This window comes from Rhodococcus shunpengi (genome assembly GCF_048381395.1).
Taxonomy (GTDB): Bacteria; Actinomycetota; Actinomycetes; order Mycobacteriales; family Mycobacteriaceae; genus Rhodococcus.
Map to the genome: position 1 here is coordinate 1 of NZ_JBLWIU010000015.1, position 16,179 is coordinate 16,179.

15 protein-coding genes are annotated in these 16,179 nt (G+C 63.6%); 3 read left to right on the top strand and 12 right to left on the bottom strand.

The annotated features are described in order from the left end of the window. From ACNJ7K_RS10550 to ACNJ7K_RS10570, 5 genes are all read right to left on the bottom strand, one after another. On the bottom strand, window positions 1-95 hold a 95-nt coding region (locus ACNJ7K_RS10550; RefSeq protein ID WP_487041704.1), incomplete at its 3' end, for a proton-translocating transhydrogenase family protein. A gap of 144 nt (window positions 96-239) precedes the next feature. Further along, window positions 240-1,349, bottom strand: a complete 1,110-nt coding sequence (locus tag ACNJ7K_RS10555; protein ID WP_487041620.1) for a Re/Si-specific NAD(P)(+) transhydrogenase subunit alpha — start codon at window positions 1,347-1,349, stop codon at window positions 240-242. 276 nt (window positions 1,350-1,625) lie between these two features. Then, window positions 1,626-2,285 carry a histidine phosphatase family protein gene (locus ACNJ7K_RS10560; protein WP_487041621.1) on the bottom strand — a complete coding sequence of 220 codons (660 nt, stop codon included), beginning with the start codon at window positions 2,283-2,285 and terminating at the stop codon, window positions 1,626-1,628. Between the two features lie 306 nt (window positions 2,286-2,591). Next, complete coding sequence (locus ACNJ7K_RS10565; RefSeq protein ID WP_487041622.1) at window positions 2,592-3,575, bottom strand: NADPH:quinone oxidoreductase family protein; 984 nt, start codon at window positions 3,573-3,575, stop codon at window positions 2,592-2,594. 241 nt (window positions 3,576-3,816) lie between these two features. Next, on the bottom strand, window positions 3,817-5,484 hold the full coding sequence (locus ACNJ7K_RS10570; protein ID WP_487041623.1) for an AMP-binding protein: 1,668 nt from the start codon (window positions 5,482-5,484) through the stop codon (window positions 3,817-3,819). Between the two features lie 445 nt (window positions 5,485-5,929). On the opposite strand from ACNJ7K_RS10570, the gene ACNJ7K_RS10575 reads away from it, so the two are divergent. The 3 genes from ACNJ7K_RS10575 (at window position 5,930) to ACNJ7K_RS10585 (ending at window position 9,930) form a co-directional block, all read left to right on the top strand. After that, window positions 5,930-6,664 (top strand): FadR/GntR family transcriptional regulator, encoded by a 735-nt coding sequence (locus ACNJ7K_RS10575; RefSeq protein ID WP_487041624.1) that lies wholly within the window; start codon window positions 5,930-5,932, stop codon window positions 6,662-6,664. A gap of 125 nt (window positions 6,665-6,789) precedes the next feature. Beyond that, complete coding sequence (locus ACNJ7K_RS10580) at window positions 6,790-8,304, top strand: 3-hydroxyacyl-CoA dehydrogenase (protein ID WP_487041625.1); 1,515 nt, start codon at window positions 6,790-6,792, stop codon at window positions 8,302-8,304. A gap of 795 nt (window positions 8,305-9,099) precedes the next feature. Then, window positions 9,100-9,930, top strand: a complete 831-nt coding sequence (locus tag ACNJ7K_RS10585) for a mycofactocin-coupled SDR family oxidoreductase (RefSeq protein WP_487041626.1) — start codon at window positions 9,100-9,102, stop codon at window positions 9,928-9,930. A 108-nt stretch (window positions 9,931-10,038) separates the two neighbouring features. Here the strand turns inward: ACNJ7K_RS10585 and ACNJ7K_RS10590 are convergent, their stop codons facing one another. From ACNJ7K_RS10590 to ACNJ7K_RS10620, 7 genes are all read right to left on the bottom strand, one after another. Further along, window positions 10,039-10,839: an enoyl-CoA hydratase/isomerase family protein gene (locus ACNJ7K_RS10590; RefSeq protein ID WP_487041627.1), complete on the bottom strand. Its 801-nt coding sequence runs from the start codon at window positions 10,837-10,839 to the stop codon at window positions 10,039-10,041. A gap of 5 nt (window positions 10,840-10,844) precedes the next feature. Further along, window positions 10,845-12,020 (bottom strand): thiolase family protein, encoded by a 1,176-nt coding sequence (locus tag ACNJ7K_RS10595; RefSeq protein WP_487041628.1) that lies wholly within the window; start codon window positions 12,018-12,020, stop codon window positions 10,845-10,847. A gap of 101 nt (window positions 12,021-12,121) precedes the next feature. After that, on the bottom strand, window positions 12,122-12,907 hold the full coding sequence (locus tag ACNJ7K_RS10600; protein WP_487041629.1) for an enoyl-CoA hydratase-related protein: 786 nt from the start codon (window positions 12,905-12,907) through the stop codon (window positions 12,122-12,124). After that, a complete protein-coding gene (locus ACNJ7K_RS10605) occupies window positions 12,904-13,662 on the bottom strand; it encodes a 3-hydroxyacyl-CoA dehydrogenase (RefSeq protein ID WP_487041630.1) in 759 nt (252 codons plus the stop codon). The genes ACNJ7K_RS10600 and ACNJ7K_RS10605 overlap by 4 nt, the downstream gene beginning before the upstream one ends. Window positions 13,663-13,740: 78 nt before the next feature. Further along, a complete protein-coding gene (locus ACNJ7K_RS10610) occupies window positions 13,741-14,787 on the bottom strand; it encodes a 2Fe-2S iron-sulfur cluster-binding protein (RefSeq protein ID WP_487041631.1) in 1,047 nt (348 codons plus the stop codon). A 29-nt stretch (window positions 14,788-14,816) separates the two neighbouring features. Beyond that, window positions 14,817-15,032, bottom strand: a complete 216-nt coding sequence (locus ACNJ7K_RS10615) for a hypothetical protein (RefSeq protein WP_487041632.1) — start codon at window positions 15,030-15,032, stop codon at window positions 14,817-14,819. Next, a complete protein-coding gene (locus ACNJ7K_RS10620) occupies window positions 15,029-16,177 on the bottom strand; it encodes an acyl-CoA dehydrogenase family protein (RefSeq protein WP_487041633.1) in 1,149 nt (382 codons plus the stop codon). Before ACNJ7K_RS10620 ends, ACNJ7K_RS10615 begins: the two co-directional genes overlap by 4 nt. Window positions 16,178-16,179 lie beyond the last annotated feature (2 nt).

Genomic DNA, 16,179 nt, shown 5'->3' on the forward strand with positions numbered 1-16,179 from the left:
GTGTGCAGCGTGTTCGGCACCTTGGAGATGACGGCGAAACCGACGAATCCGGCCAGGACCAGAATCGCGATGTTCGCGAGTAGTTCGTTGTACATGTCAGAACCTCGATCCAGGCATAGGCGCGTGGTCCCAGTACGGGGCGTCGGACACATCCGTCGACAGCAGTCGGTCCGCAAGGACAACAGGAATCGCCAGCAACCACGACATCGGCGTAGTAAAGATCTTGTCGATCACAGTGCTCATCGGCTTGCCCCTGCCGCTACCAACGAGTCCGAACGCGTCACGCAGGCGGCCGCGAGGATCTCGTCCGAGAAGTCCGGGGCCAGGGCACCGGACTCGTCGAGCAGCAGCTCGATCAGCGCGTACACGTTCTTCGAGTAGAGCTCGGAGGCATGCTCCGGCATCGTCGCGGGCAGATTGAGCGGCGAGCAGATGGTCACATCGTGCTTGACGACGGTCTGCCCCGGCTCGGTGAGTTCGCAGTTGCCACCGGTCTCGCCGGCGAGGTCGACGATCACCGAACCCGGCTTCATCCCCTCGACCGCGGCGGCGGTCACCAGGCGCGGCGCCGGGCGGCCCGGCACGAGCGCGGTGGTGATCACGACGTCGAAGCCCTTGATGGCATCTTCGAGCGCCTGCTGCTGCTGGGCCCGCTCGGCCTCGGTGAGCTCGCGTGCGTAGCCGCCCTCACCGGCGGCGTCGATACCGAGGTCGAGCCACTGGGCACCGACCGAGCGGACCTGGTCGGCGACCTCGGGACGCACGTCGTACCCGGTGGTGCGGCCACCGAGACGCTTCGCCGTGGCCAGCGCCTGCAGACCCGCCACACCCACACCGAGCACCAGCACGGTCGCCGGCTTCACGGTGCCGGCAGCGGTGGTGAGCATCGGGAAAAAGCGCGTCGATTCGCTCGCCGCGACCAGCACGGCCTTGTAGCCGGCGACGTTCGCCTGCGACGACAGGGCATCCATGACCTGGGCGCGGGAGATACGCGGAATGGCCTCGACGGCGTACGCCTCGACTCCGGCGCGGGTCAGAGCGCCGATCTGATTGTCGGCGTTGCGCGGGGCGAGAAAGCCGATCAGCCGCTGACCGGAGGTCAGGTGGGCGATCTCGGCGTCGCTCGGCGCAGCGACCTTGACGACGATGTCGGCCGACCAGGCGTCGCCGACACTCGCGCCGGCTTCCTTGTACGCCGCATCCGGGATCAGCGCGCCCTGGCCGGCACCGGACTCGACGACGACGTCGAGGCCCTTGCCGATCAAGGAGGGCACGATCTTCGGTACGAGCGCGACCCGCCGTTCCCCGTCGTTCGTCTCACGAACCACGCCGACGGTCGGACGCCTCATCTCAACGCCATGGACTGGAGTGCTTTCGGCTTTCACACCTCTCAACTCCTCGATAAGGCCAGTCATTCCTGGCGAACATTGCTATAGGAGTGGACTTATGAGCTGAGTCCCGCAGCATGTATATCTCGGATCATAATGTCCGACATTCAACGCTTTGTCTATTACCAATCTCAAGTCTGCGGATCGAACCCGACCCCTCGGGGTCGTTAGTCCCACCATCTCGACCAGGACCCCCAGTGGTTCCTAGGATCCGAAGTGCTTGGGCCACTCGACCTTCTACACCCTGTCCCCATCCCGCTTCTCACGAGCTGCCGCGCGCGCCAACGCATCTCCGATGAACCGGGGTCGGTCACGGAGCTCTTCCCGCACATGGGAAGTCTCGTTGATCGAGGCCACCTTCATGGTTCCGTCTCGAGAAATGAAGACACGTGAGACGGAGACGTATTCCAGCGCGAACGTCATCGGTTTTTCCAGACCGAGTATCTGCTGGAACAAAGCGTTGATCACACCTCCGTGTGAGATCACCGCGACGGTCTCATCATGGGATGCCGCTGCAGCGACCCGTTGCACGGAATCCACCACTCGGGTTCGGAACGCCGTCTGGTCTACGTACCGGGGCAGCAGTCCCGCTCGGATTCGTTCGTATGTATCCGGATCCTTCTGAGCCGCCTCGTGAAACGGAATGTAGTAATGATGGTCCACGTCGTACTCTGCGAGTCCCGGCTCGATTTCCGGAACGATGCCGCATAACCGACTCAGAGGCTCCGCGGTCTGCTGAGCTCGTCGCTGAGGACTGACGAAGATCCGTGCGACCCGGCCTGAATCTGTCGCGTGGCACAACTCTGCCGCCTGCCTGCGTCCCAGGTCGGTCAGGCCCGGGTCGGCCGTGTCGATCGATCGTTCCGGCTGCGCGTGTCGAATCATGAGTAGTTGCATACGATCACTCCGTCAGTTCTTCGTAAGGGGGCACTGCTCCGCGCCCTCACCGGTCCACGTGCCGATCTCGATTCAGACGCTGACGCGGTCGAAAGCTCACGTCTTGGTTGAAGGACTCGCCCTTCCAGTGGCCATGGTTCCCTCGGTGCGGAGTCAAGGCTGCGGCGCGGACAGCTCCTCGATCCTCGGATCCGGCCGATCCTGCGTCCCGAACAGATTCAACGCCGGGACCGAGTTCACGAGATCGTCGCACCGGCTCGCGAGTACACAGTGCCGTGTGCGACGACCCGTCGTCCCGAAAGATGGCTACCCCAGCCCGGTGGTGATGACGATCTTTCCGCGTGCCTTGCCGTCTTTGAGGTATTGCAGTGCGTCAGCTGCCTGCTCGAGTGGGAAGATCGTGTCCACTGCAGCGTTCAACTTTCCTCGACCGAACAGGTCGAAGACTTCGGCCATGGCCGATCGCACGAGGTCAGGACAGCGATCGTGATAGTCGCTGCTCTGTAGTCCGATGATGCTGATGTTCTTGACGAGAACGTGGCCGGGCTTGACCGGGTTCTGTCCTCCTGAAGCGAATCCGACGACGACGATTCGACCTTCCCATGCGGTGGCCCGAATGATCGGTAGCAGAAATTCACCGCCGAGTGTCTCCAGAACGACATCTACTCCCTGGCCCTCGGTGGCAGCCAAAAGATCATCCCGTAACGTGTCCGGGGTAGAAATCAGCACGATATCGGCGCCTTGTTTCCTGGCGAGCTCACCCCTGGCCTCGTCCTGCGCGAGCGCGATGACCCGGGCGCCCCAAGCCTTGGCAAGTTGCACACCCGCGGAGCCGATCCCACCGCCGGCGCCGGTGATCAGCACCGTCTCCCCCGGTTCGAGTCGGCCTCGCCGCCTCAAGCCGAAGTAAGCAGTCGAGTACACCAGCCCTGCCGCAGCGGCCTCCTCGAAACCGATGTCGTCCGGCAGCTCCATGACAAGGTCCTCAGGGACCACAACTTGTTCGGCGTACCCACCGACCTCGACGAGTGCAAGAACGCGCTGGCCCACAGAGATGCGCTCGACTTCATCGCCGACAGCGATCACGCGCCCGGCGGCTTCCTTGCCGGGACTGAACGGTCGCGGCGGGAGATGTTGGTAGGTGCCCTCTACCAGCATAATGTCGGGGAAATTGACACTCACCGCACCGACTTCGATAACGACCTCACGGGGCCCCGCAACCGGATTGGCAGTGTCCTCCACCACCAGAGTGGTCGGGGGACCGAATTCCTTGACGAGCGCTGCGCGCATAGGTCTTCCTTTCAGTGCTGGAAGTCGGATGGAGGGGAGATCTCGGGCCGAGCCCCGCAACCGGAGCACAAACCGATCCGCCGACGTGGCAATGCGCCGGACCGACGAATCCGATGAATGTGAGGAGCTCGCCGCGCGAGCAGAGTCCACACCGTTTTCGCACGTGTTGTCTCGACCGGTTCAGCGCGTACGGCATTCGGCGAGGGTGACGAGGCTGCGTCGAGAGAATACGCAGATGCGCTCATGCCGTCATCTCCCGAAGTTTGAACTTCTGAATTTTGCCGCTCTGCGTCATCGGCAGCGCCGGCAAGATCACCACTCGCTCGGGTAGGTAGTGCTTGGAGAGGCCGTGGGACATGAGGAATTCGCCCAGGGATTCGACGGTGAGGTCTTCCCGCCCCTCCTCGAGCACGACCACGGCGCAGACACGTTCACCGAGCCGGTCATCAGGAACACCGATCACGGCGGCGTTCGCCACATCGGGATGATCGAAGATCACCGATTCGACATCGGTGACCGGAATGTTCTCCCCACCGCGAATGACAATGTCTTTGGCGCGTCCTCGAAGCGAAACCCAACCGCGTTCGTCCATGCTGGCACGGTCCCCGGTCCGGAACCACAGGCCAGGGAGGTAGGAGGCCTCGGTGGCGTCCTGTCGATCGTAGTATCCGTACAGGAGAGCCGGACTACGCACGAGGAGCTCGCCGACTTCACCCGCGAGGACATCATGCCCGGCCGCGTCGATGATGCGGAACTCCGACCCGGCAACCGCCGCTCCATCGGTCTGCTGGATCTCTGCGGGTTCTGTTGGGGTGCACGAAAGGACGATGCTGCACTCCGTCATACCCCACGCCGGACAGACGTACCCTCCGAGCGCGGCCTGCGCTTGGGCGGGCAGGTTCCGAGGGACCGAAGATCCGGCGACGACAAGGCATTTCAAAGGACTTCTGGAATCGCCGGCGAGATCGGTGCGCATCATGTCCTGCAGGAATGTCGGCGCGCCGAAGAATGTGGTGACACCTTCGTTGCGAATGACCTCGACGCCCCACTCCGGCTCCCACCGATCCACGTGGACGGCAGTACCGGCGAGATGGAGGGTGAGGACGATTCCCCAGACGAACCCGGTGTGGTGACCGACCGGCGAAGCGACGAGCTGGACCATCGGCTCGCCGTACACTGCCGGGCCTACGTGCTCGGCTAGTGCGCGCACCGAGTACAGCAAAGTGTCATGGCTGTGCATGGCCCCCTTCGGCTCTCCGGTCGTACCGGAGGTGAAACCCAGATAGCACACAGCAGCCGGGTCCGGATCTGCGAACTCACGGAGGGGAACGTCGGCATGATCGGACCACAACGACTCCCCATCCCGCAGATCGGTGCCGTCGCCATCGACGATGATCACGTGTTCGAGTGTCGGGATCGCGGTGCGGAGCCTGCGGGACAACGCCAGATGGTCGTTGCTGCGCCATCTGCGGGGAATGACGAGCACCCTGGCCCGGCTTCGCCGCAGAATCGCTGCGGCCTGCATCTCACCGTAGGCGACAGGGATCCCGGTATAGATAGCGCCGATCTCATTGATTCCCAGCACCATCTCGGGATATTCGATCCAGTTCGGGAGCATTACGACGACCGAGTCGCCCGCACCGACACCTAGTGACGCAAAGACGCCGGCGGCGTGATGCGCATTCTGGTGGTACTCGCGGTACGTACGTGTCGTCCGTGTCCCGTCGCTGCGCAGACCTACCAACGCCACACGTTCGGGGTGTTTCCGAGCAGCGGCGCCGAGCAACGACCGGACACTCTCGCCTGCCCAGTACCCCGCTGTTCTCCACGCCGAAGCGGTGGCGTCGTCGATCGGTGTGTACTGCCCGACGAGAATCTCCGCCAGAGGAGCGTGAATGCGCGCGGTCATGACGATTCCCTTCTGAGCACATTGAAGTCCGGTGCAACACGGAACAGACCGCGTTCAGGGCGACGATGACCGTTCGAAGGTCGGCAGCAGCTCGCGGCGATGCCATGCCACGAGGCGTTCGCCCACATCATCCTCGATGAATCCTCGTTCGTGCAGCACCGGACGGTTTCCGATGCCTCCGCAGTCGTGATCCGTTCGGGATCCACCGGCCGTTCGTCCCTCCCTCGAGTTCGGTGCACGCCCGTTGCCGAACACCATGCGATGGGATTCGAATGTTGCGCGTACCACATCGACGATCCGATCCTAAATGATATTTACATAGCGTGCAAAATGTTACACATGGTACGGTTCACGCGGTGTTCCACCTGAACACCGCCTTCCTCCGGTGATACCGTGGGCCGATCTGAAAAGGTCGAACATTAACGGCAATACGCACGGGATGGGCATGACTGAGGGCAGCAGGCGGCGCACAGTGATCGGCGAAGCCGTACGACGGCCACGTGAACAGGTCGAAGACGCGTTACGCACCGCCATCCTCTCCGGCGAATTGAAAAGCGGCGACATGCTTCCGGCCGAAGCCGAACTTGCTCGCCAGTTCAACGTAAGCCGAACGACACTCCGTGAAGCCCTACGAGTGCTGAGTTCGCAGCGTTTGATCACCAAGGTGCCCGGCGCACGAGGCGGCAACTTCGTTCAATCGGTCGACTACCACTCGCTTGGCACAGTCATGGCAGAGACGGTCACCAATCTGTTGGCCTTTGGCAAGATCGACTTCGAAGAAGTTGCCGACATGAGACAACACCTGGAAGTGCCCGCCGTGAGATTGGCGGCAGTCAATCGAACCGAATCGCAACTGGCGGAACTCGCCCGGATCGTTCAGGAGCAGCAGTCGGCATCGGTGGCCGATCCCGACATGCTCGACCTCGCTCGCCGCTTCCACACGCTCATTGCACGCGCGTCAGGAAACCGAATCCTTGCCTCCTGTGTCGCGGCTCTTCATCACACCACCGAACCCGTACATCAACTGGATCCATCCCCCGACGTGGGACGGGAAACCGTCCGCCAACACTCTTCCATTCTGCGCGCAATCAAGGGTCAGGACCCGGACGCAGGGGAAGCAGCGATCATCGAGCACCTCACATACCTTCGTCGTTACCGTCTGACCCATCAGCAGACCTGACAGGCAGGGACGGACCCGAAGCAGAGGCACGTCCGGATATACCGCCAATCACGCATCAACTGCCCGAACCGCCGGACCATGACGACGTCGCAACCGGCATCAGAAGCCAGAAAAGGACGCAGGACGTGATCAACACTATTCGCATCATCGGCGCTGGAACGATGGGACGCGGAATCGCTCAGACCGCAGCTACCGCAGGAATCACCGTCGAACTCACCGACGTCTCAGCCGAAGCCGTAGACGAAGCCGTCGAGTTCATCACCTCGATACTGCTACGGTCCGTCGAGAAAGGAACACGGACGGCCTCGGATGCCCAAGCCGTGATCGAGCGTATCCGCACGGGCATCCAACCGACCGATCCGACCGACACCGTCGACCTCGTCATCGAAGCCGTTGTCGAGAACCTCGAGGTCAAACAGCGCCTGTTCCGAGACCTCGAATCGGCGGCGCCGCACGCCCTGCTGGCGTCGAACACCAGCTCGATTCCGATCTCCGCCATCGGTGGAGGCCTGTCCCGCCCGGAAAAGCTCATCGGACTTCACTTCTTCAATCCGGTCCCCTTGATGAAGCTGGTGGAGATCATTCCGGGCATTCGAACAGACGCGGAAGTGGTGACCGCATGCCGTGAATTCACCGAGCGTGTCGGCCACACCCCGATCATTGCCCGCGACACCCCCGGATTCCTCGTAAACCACCTGGGCCGCGCATTACTGACCGAATCACTCGCCGCGCTCGCGGAGAACGTCGCCCCTGTGGCAGACATCGACCGCATCGTCCGTGACGTACTCGGACTGAAGATGGGCCCCTTCGAACTGATGGATCTGACGGGACTCGATGTCTCCCACCCCGTGATGACAAACGTCGCAACCGGCTTCTACGGCGACCCCCGCCTGCGGCCGTCTCCTCTCGCCGCAGGACGAGTCTCCGCGCACTTGTTCGGCCGCAAAACCGGTGAAGGCTTCTACAGCTACGCAGACGGGCGGCAGCTGACACCGCCAGAACAAGTGATCACGCCATGCGCCACAGCAGTCCCCCTTCACCCGGTCGAAAACGAAGCACTGATCGAATCCTTGCAGCAAGCAGGAGTTCTCTTGAGCCGAGAAGCCACGGCGGAGGCCGTCTCGGTCGTCACTCCTCTCGGCGTGCCGGTTCATCGAGCTGCAGTGGCCGCCGGAACGGACCCCTGCCGCACCATCGGCATAGATCCGCTGAGCATCGGCACCGAGCGGACCGTCGTCATCGTGCCGCCGTCCCTGGACGTCGCCGCGGGCAAGGCGGCCATTCAGGCGATCGCCGCTGCCAGCCCCTCGGTGACGGTCACCTCGGACGGTCCTGCTCCGGTTGCGCAGCGCATCCTTGCGGCGATCGTCAATCTGGGGTGTGCCCTTGCAGAGCAGTCGATCGGGACCCCACGCGATATCGATCTCGGTGCGAGGCTGGGGCTGGGTTATCCGGCCGGCCCGTTCGAGCTCGGCGAGAAGTACGGCCCGGAGAAGATCAGGACCATTCTGGACGGGATCCTCGAGTACACCGCGGACCCCCGATATCGGGCGAGCGGGTGGCTGCGGGCACGCGCAGAACTCGGCATCCCCCTGGCAGCGATGGGCACGCGAGCGCACGATCTGGTCAGCTGTCCCTGACCCGACCCTGCCCTTGCCTGATGACTCGCCGGAGGAAGCGCGGTGCCGGGCGCGGCAGACGACCCAGAGCGCGAGGCCTGTGTATCAGGGGCTCTGCGCCGGGTATCGCAGTGCCCTCCGGGCGATGAAACTCACGAGACGATCCTCTACTGCGCAGCGCCGACTCGAGGCCTGCGCGCGTGCGCCGTGAGGAACTCGGAAGCGGCGGAGATGGGAAGACCCCTGCCATGATGAGCCCTGGTGGATCCTTGCCGATTTCCATGCGCCCCGCTGACAACTGCGAATCGCATTTTGCGGCACGATCGTTCGGCTCGTTCACTGCCGCAGCTCGCCCGTGCGGCACCGAAAAGCGTCGGGATGAACTGGCGTTTCGGCCCTGACGAGAGACTCTCGAACACAAGCACTCGACTACCACGGTCGAACCCTTCGACAGTGTCGGCCACGGGAACACCCCTCAGCGGCGGCCGATGTACGGAAGTTATCGGGTCCGCCCGAGTCGATGACCGTGTTGATCAGGAAGCCGACCAGTTCTGCAGCGGCGCGATACCCCCACTGTTGCGGATGCTCCTCATGCGATGGTCCGTCGCTGCTGCTGCGCGGCGCTCGCGATTGCGGCCAGCCTACGAGGACAACGCGGAAGGCGCACCGACCGCCAACCGCACCATTCTGCACCTTGTTTCTTTCTATACACTTTGCATTGATACGTAATGGTTGTATGGTATGGATCACCCTGATCGGTCGCGGTCAACCATGGTCTGTTGGCCGAAAAGCGGCCCACAACAAAAGGAGTCAGAGATGACAGGTCGCATGGAAGGCAAGGTCGCCTTCATCACCGGCGCCGCTCGAGGACAGGGCCGCAGTCACGCGGTGTGCCTGGCCGAGGAAGGTGCCGACATCATCGCCGTGGATATCTGCGAGACGATCCCCCAGATCGAGGGCTACTACCCCGGCGCCACAGAGGACGACCTGGCCGAAACGGTCAAACTGGTGGAGAAGACCGGCCGTCGCATCGTCGCCGAGAAAGCCGACGTGCGAGATATCGCTCGGCTGGAAGAAGTTGTCCAGCAGGGCGTGGCCGCGCTGGGCGGACGTCTGGACGCCATCATCGCCAACGCGGGAATCGCGATCGGCAACCACTGGCACGGCTACTCCCAGGACGAATGGCAAACCACGATCGACATCAACCTCACAGGGGTGTGGAACACCGTGCGGGCCTCTGCCCCCGCGATGGTCGACGCCGGCAACGGGGGCTCGATCGTCCTGGTGAGCTCCACCAACGGGATGAAGGCAGGCCCCTTCGCGGCCCCCTACAACGCGTCCAAGGCGGGCGTCACCGCTCTCGCAAAGACCTTCGCCATGGAGTTGGCCGACCACGGTATCCGCGCGAACTCCATCCACCCCGGCCCGGTCGACACGCCGTTGGGAAATCGAGCCGGCGGCGGCATTCAAGAACTCGATGCAGAGAACCCCGGACTCCTCGCGATGTACAGCAACTGGAAGAAGGGCAACCCCTCCTTCATGGAGCCCCGCGAGATCTCCAATGCGATTCTCTACCTGGTCTCGGACGAGTCCACATGGACGACCGGTCTCGCGATGGCCGTCGACGGCGGCACGACCGTCTACTGACAAGCTGACAGTTCCCGGGACGATAAGCCGTATATAGAAAGAACCCCGGGCAGGAGGTGGGTTGCACCTGATCTCCTGCCCGGGGTTCATCGCATCTACAGAACGCGATCACGCACCGTAGTCGCGCTCTTTCAATTCCTTGCCGTACTCGTCGAAGTTCCGGGCGATGTTCTGCGCGGACTGCACCCGGCCTGCCATGCCCTCGGCGAACAGTGCCCCAGTTCCGACCAGCATCTGGGCGTGCTGCACGTAGTTGTTCAACCACTTCTTCGACGACCGCAGGCTGAACTGATTGTAGGACAGCAACTTCTGCACCATGGTATCGACTTCGGCCTCTACCTGGTCGGCCGGCACGGCCCGGTCGATCAGGCCCATCTCCACGCCTTCTTTGGCGGTGCATACGCGGTCCAACAGCAGAAACTCGCGGGCACGCCCGAGTCCGATCCGCAGCGGCCACACGACCGATCCGCCGTCACCGGGAGGGCTACCCCACTTCGACATGTGCGGGTCGCTGAAAGTCGCATCGTCCGCGGCTACGACGAAATCGCATCCGAGGGCGATCGCGGCACCGAGGCTGTGTGCACCGGGGGCGTACACCTTGGCAATCGTGATCTTTTCGCACGCGATGAGGTCTCGGTTGAGATCCTCGGTCTCCTTGAGGGTGAGGAGACTTTGCTCGATGTTGCCCGCATGGCTGTGCAGCCATTCCTGGTCGTACATCTTGGGGTTGAGGAACGTGCGATCCTTGCCCGTGACCACCACAACATTGGCGTCCGACTCGTGCGCCATCCGGAAGACCTTGCCCAAGGCCGCGTGCGTGGGACCGTCGAGACCACCGATTTCGATAGTGAAGACACCGTTCTCGTTGGTGATCTCGAGTTGACCCAAGTCGCCGTATGTCCGCGTCATTTCTGTCAGATCCTCTCGATGATCGTCGCGTTGGCCATGCCGCCGCCCTCGCACATGGTCTGGAGGCCGTAACGGCCGCCGGTAGCCTCGAGGTGGTTGATGAGGGTCGCCATGAGACGGGTGCCGGAACCACCGAGGGGGTGGCCGAGTGCAATCGCTCCACCGCGCGGGTTCAGCTTCGCAGGATCGGCGTGGAGGTCGGCGGCCCACGCGAGCGGCACGGGCGCGAAAGCCTCATTGACCTCGTAGGCGTCGATATCGTCGATCGACAAGCCGGAGCGTGCCAGCACCTTCTCGGTCGCCGGAATCGGTCCGGTCAGCATGATCTCCGGATCGGAGCCGACGACGGCGAAGGAGTGCAGGCGAGCCCGAGGGGTCAGACCCAGCGCACTTGCCTTCTCCTCACTCATGATCAACGCAGCCGAGGCGCCGTCGGTCAGCGGCGAGGAGTTGCCGGGCGTGATCACCCAGTTGATCTCGGGGTAGCGCTCGCCCATGGCCGGGTCCTCGAAGGCCGGCCGCAGACCTGCGAGTCCTTCGACGGTCGTGTTCGCGCGCACGGTCTCGTCGACCGTGTGCTGACCCCCGTTCGGGAGCGTGACCGGGACGATTTCGTTGTCGAACGCGCCGGAGGCTGCATGCTCGGCGGCAAGACGGTGTGAACGAGCAGAGAACTCATCGAGCTGCTCTCGGTCGAACTTCCACCGCGATGCGATCAACTCGGCACCGATGCCCTGGTGCGGGAGACTCGGAAACCGCTTCGCGAGCGGGCCGAACGGGTCGCCCCCGGCCGAGGATGCGCCCATCGGCACCCTGCTCATCGATTCCACCCCACAGGCGATGGCGATATCGTATGAACCCGCGATGACGCCTTGGGCTGCGAAGTGGACTGCTTGCTGGCTGGAACCACACTGGCGGTCCAGCGAGGTGCCGGGCACGGATTCGGGGAAACCGGCGACGAGTAGGCCGGTGCGGGCGATATTGAGTGCCTGGTCGCGAGTTTGGCTGACACAGCCAGCAATCACGTCGTCGACCAGGACGGGATCGAGCCCGGTACGCGTAATGAGGGCGGTGAGAACGGTGGAGAGCAAGTCGGCCGGGTGAACCTCCGACAGTCCCCCTCCAGGCTTACCCTTGCCCGACGCGGTGCGGACGATGTCGACGATGACGGCATTGGTCATGCCGGACGCTCCCTACTTCGATGTTTCGTTTGGATGCAGTTCTTCGGTCGCCTGTATCGACTGCGCCGGTGATGCGAACGAACGCTTCACGTGGCGGTCGATCAGGCACTGTCCGTTCCTGCGGCACCGACACGGCGGCCGGTGAATGCCTCTATCGCTTCGCGGAACTCCGGTGAGGCAAGCCGGTCCGCCTGTTCTTCCGCTTCCCGTTCGAGTGTGCGGTCGAGACCCGCGAGCGCGTACTCGTTGACGAACGCCTTCGTCCGTGAAAGGGCGGTCCACGGGGCGGCAGCCAGATCGGACGAACACTTGGTGATCGTCACCTCGAGGTCTTCCGGATCGCACACCACGGAGACCAGCCCCGCAGCCAGAGCCTCCTCGGCTGTCACTCGCTCGCGCAGCAGCAGAATCCGCATAGCTCTCGCGCGTCCGACGGAAGCGGCAAGCGTCGCGGTGGCACCACCGTCCGGAATCAGCCCCATCCCTGCGAAAGGAAGAATGAAATGCGCTCGCGTGGTCGCGATCACAAGATCGCTGGCAAGAGCCAATGAGGCTCCCACGCCGACAGCGGGTCCATCGACGGCAGTGATCACCGGCTGCGGGGCGTGCACCAATCCGGACACTGTGCGTGACGCGGCCGCGAGCATCTCATCGGCGGCGCCGACGATCTCGTCCATGCCCGCACCCAGATCACCGCCGGCGCAGAAGCTGTCCCCCGTGCCGTCGAGCACGATACATCCCACCGAAGTGTCCGACGCCGCCTGCTCGATCCGGTCGTCCAGGAGTTTCATCGTCGCCAGGTCGATCGCGTTGCGACGGTTCGGTCGGTTCAGCGTCACGCGGGCAACCCCGGCGTCGACCGCATAGAGAACGGCATCCTGTGTCATCGGGGCGCCATCCGGATCGCACCGTCGAGACGGATCGTCTCCCCGTTGAGCATCGGGTTGCCGACGATGGAGGCCACGAGGTCCGCGTACTCGTCCGGGGATCCGAGGCGGGCCGGGTGCGGCACCTGGGCGCCGAGCGACGTCCGTACGTCCTCCGGCAACAGGCCGAGCAGTGGCGTCTCGAACAGGCCGGGAGCGATGGTCATTACACGGATTCCGAGGGAGGCGAGATCGCGCGCGACCGGAAGGGTCATGCCTACGACCCCGCCTTTGGACGCGGAGTACGCCGCCTGGCCCACCTGGCCGTCGAAAGCGGCGACAGAGGCGGTGTTGATGATGCAGCCTCGCTCTTCGCTGTCGATCTTGTTGTCTGCCATTGCCGCCGCGGCGAGCCGGATGACGTTGAACGTGCCGATGAGATTGACCGCGATGGTCTTCGTGAAGTCGGGCAGAGGGAACGGACCGTGCTTGCCGACTGTCTTGATCGCCTTCCCGATGCCTGCGCAGTTGACCACGATGGCGAGCGAGCCTTCGTCGTTGGCAGCGTCCACCGCCTCGGTGACCGCGGCTTCGTCGGTTACGTCTGCCGGCACAAAGCGCGCAGCGGGGCCGAGTTCGGCCAGTGAAGTCTGGTCAGCGGTGGGCAGATCGACCGCAACCACTCTTGCTCCGTCCGCCACCAGTCGCCGGACTGTTGCCAGCCCGAGACCGGACGCTCCGCCGGTTACGAGTGCTGTCTTGCCGTGAATCTGCATTCGTTATTCCTTCATCAGTTCGAGAGTTGGTGCGGCGCTGACCACCGAAATTCGGTGTACGCAGCAGTGGTGGAGAAATCAGTCGAAGGTGACTTTGAGGTTGTCCGTCACGGGCAATGCCTGACATCCGAGGACGTAACCGTCGGACTCGTCGTCAGGATCGAGCCCTTCGGAGGTGGTCATGGTCACTTCACCCTTGTCGAGATGAGCGGTGCAGGACCCGCACCAGCCTTCCCGGCAGGCATGGGGTGCCTGTATTCCGTGCTCGAGCAGTACCTCGACAAGGTTCTTGCTGCGAGGCCAAGCCAGATGGTGCGTCTCGCCGTCGAGTTCGACCTCCACATCCGCCGTTTCCTCATCACCGGGTTCGCCGGTGTCGGAGAGAGACGGTTCCGGTGCGAACGGGTCCGTGGTGAGGGAGCGGTATTCCTCGCGGTGAAGACGGCGATTCGGAGTCACTGCCGAAGCAACGACCTCCATGAAGGGAGCAGGCCCACAAGTCCAGACGTCACCGTCGTGGTGGTCGTCGGCCCATTGAGCAAGCGCCTCGGCGGTCGGCAATCCACGCCCGTCCTCGAACCAGTGGGACACGGAGAGCCGATCAGGGTGTTCGTGCGCCAGGCGGTCGAGTTCGTCCGCAAAGATCGTCGACTCGCGGTCACGATTGGCGTAGAACAGCGCAACTCGACCGTCGCCGGACTGCAGCATCCACCGCAGGATCGACATGACAGGAGTGATGCCGCTGCCTGCTGCGGCGAGCAGGATATCGGCGCTCGAGTCGGGCACCGTGAAGCTTCCACTCGGTGGCAGCACTCGAAGTGAAGCACCCTGCGCCACGTTTCGGTTGAGCCAGTCGGAGGCATATCCGCCTTCGACTCGCTTGACCGTGATCGTCGTACCGCCGCCGGGCGGACTCGAAAGGGAATAGCAGCGAGCTACGTGCGGAACCCGCTCACTGGGCACTGCCACCGTGATGAACTGTCCCGCGCGGTGGGAGAAGGTGATGTCCAGTTCGGCTGGAATCTCGAAGGTGATGGAAACCGCGTCGGCAGTCTCACGAGACACCGCAGAGACCTCGAGCTTGTGTCCCAGGAGGGCCAGTTCGTGAGTTGTACTGTCGGACATGGGTATCCTGCCTTGCGTAATATGGGTGGTCACTCGATCTGTGGGAGCTCGACTCCGGCTTCACGGAATGTCTCGACCAGTGCTGCCCGCAATCGCATGCTGAGCGAGGACTGCTGGGAGCGCAGGTAGGAATCCAGGGCTGTCCGCTCACGTTGCGTCAGCGGGAACGACAGATAGACGTTCGACCACACCAACGACTTGTCAGCGGTCCCCGGTCCGTGTTCGGTGTCAGGATCGACGGTCACGATTTCGACCCGGCTCTCGGCAGTCCGAGGCGGCGTTCGGCCAGGACTCCGCGAAGCACTTCGCTGGTGCCGCCGTAGATGGTTGTAACGAACGAATGTCGATACACATGCTCGATCTCACGGTCCAGACCGTCTGCGCGGGCCGCACCTCGGGTGCCGAGCGAGTCGAGGAGTCGAGAAGAGTGCTTCAGCAGTGTTTCGGTGCCGTAGAGCTTGGCCATGGTGCCTTCGAGGTTGGCCGGACGGCCTTCCGCGCGCAGCCCCGTCGTCCGGATGCCCAACAGACGCGAGACTTCCGTGGCTGCTGCTGCCCGCCCGAGCCGGCGGAGCATGTGCGGTGTGACCGCTTCCGGGTTCTTGCCGACCCACTCGACGACGAGGTCGAGCAGCCGCTGCACCTCGGCCGCGAACTCGCCGCCACGCTCGAAGTCCAGCGCCACGATCATTGTCTGCCAGCCACCATCGACCTCGCCGACCAACGCGTCGTCGCCTACAACGACGTTGTCGAAGACCGACATGTTGGACTTCTCGCCACCGAGGGTGGGGACCGGTGAGAACGACAAGCCGGGAGTCGACGTCGGAACGAGAAACAGGCTCAGCCCACGGTGGCGCGGCACGTCCGGGTTCGTGCGGGCCAGAACGAAGACATAAGTCGCGACCTCGGCCGAGGTGGTGAACGCCTTCTCCCCGTTGATGACCCACTTGCCGTCTTCGCGCCTGTCGGCACGCGTGCGCACCGCGGCGACATCGGATCCGACGCCCGGCTCGGTGTAGCCCAGTGCGATGATCGTCTCCCCTGCCACCACACCGGGAAGCACCCGGTCGCGAAGTTCCTGCGAACCCATCCGGCGAATCGTCTCGGCGACAAGCATCGTCGTCGAGTACGCCGCCAGCGGAACACCGGCGCGCGCAGCCTCCTCGGTGACCACATCCATCTCGTGGGGGCTGAAGTCCTGCCCACCTTCCTCGACCGGCCAAGCCGCGCCGAGAATGCCGGCGGCCGCCAGGCCTCGATGGAAAGCCCAACTGTGAAGGGTGCCTGATTCGGCGACCTTGCGGCGCTCCTCATCCGTGAAGTGCTCACGGATGACGGCGCGGACCTGTGCCCGGACCTTCTCGGTCCGCACGCTCGGGGTGAAGTCCATGG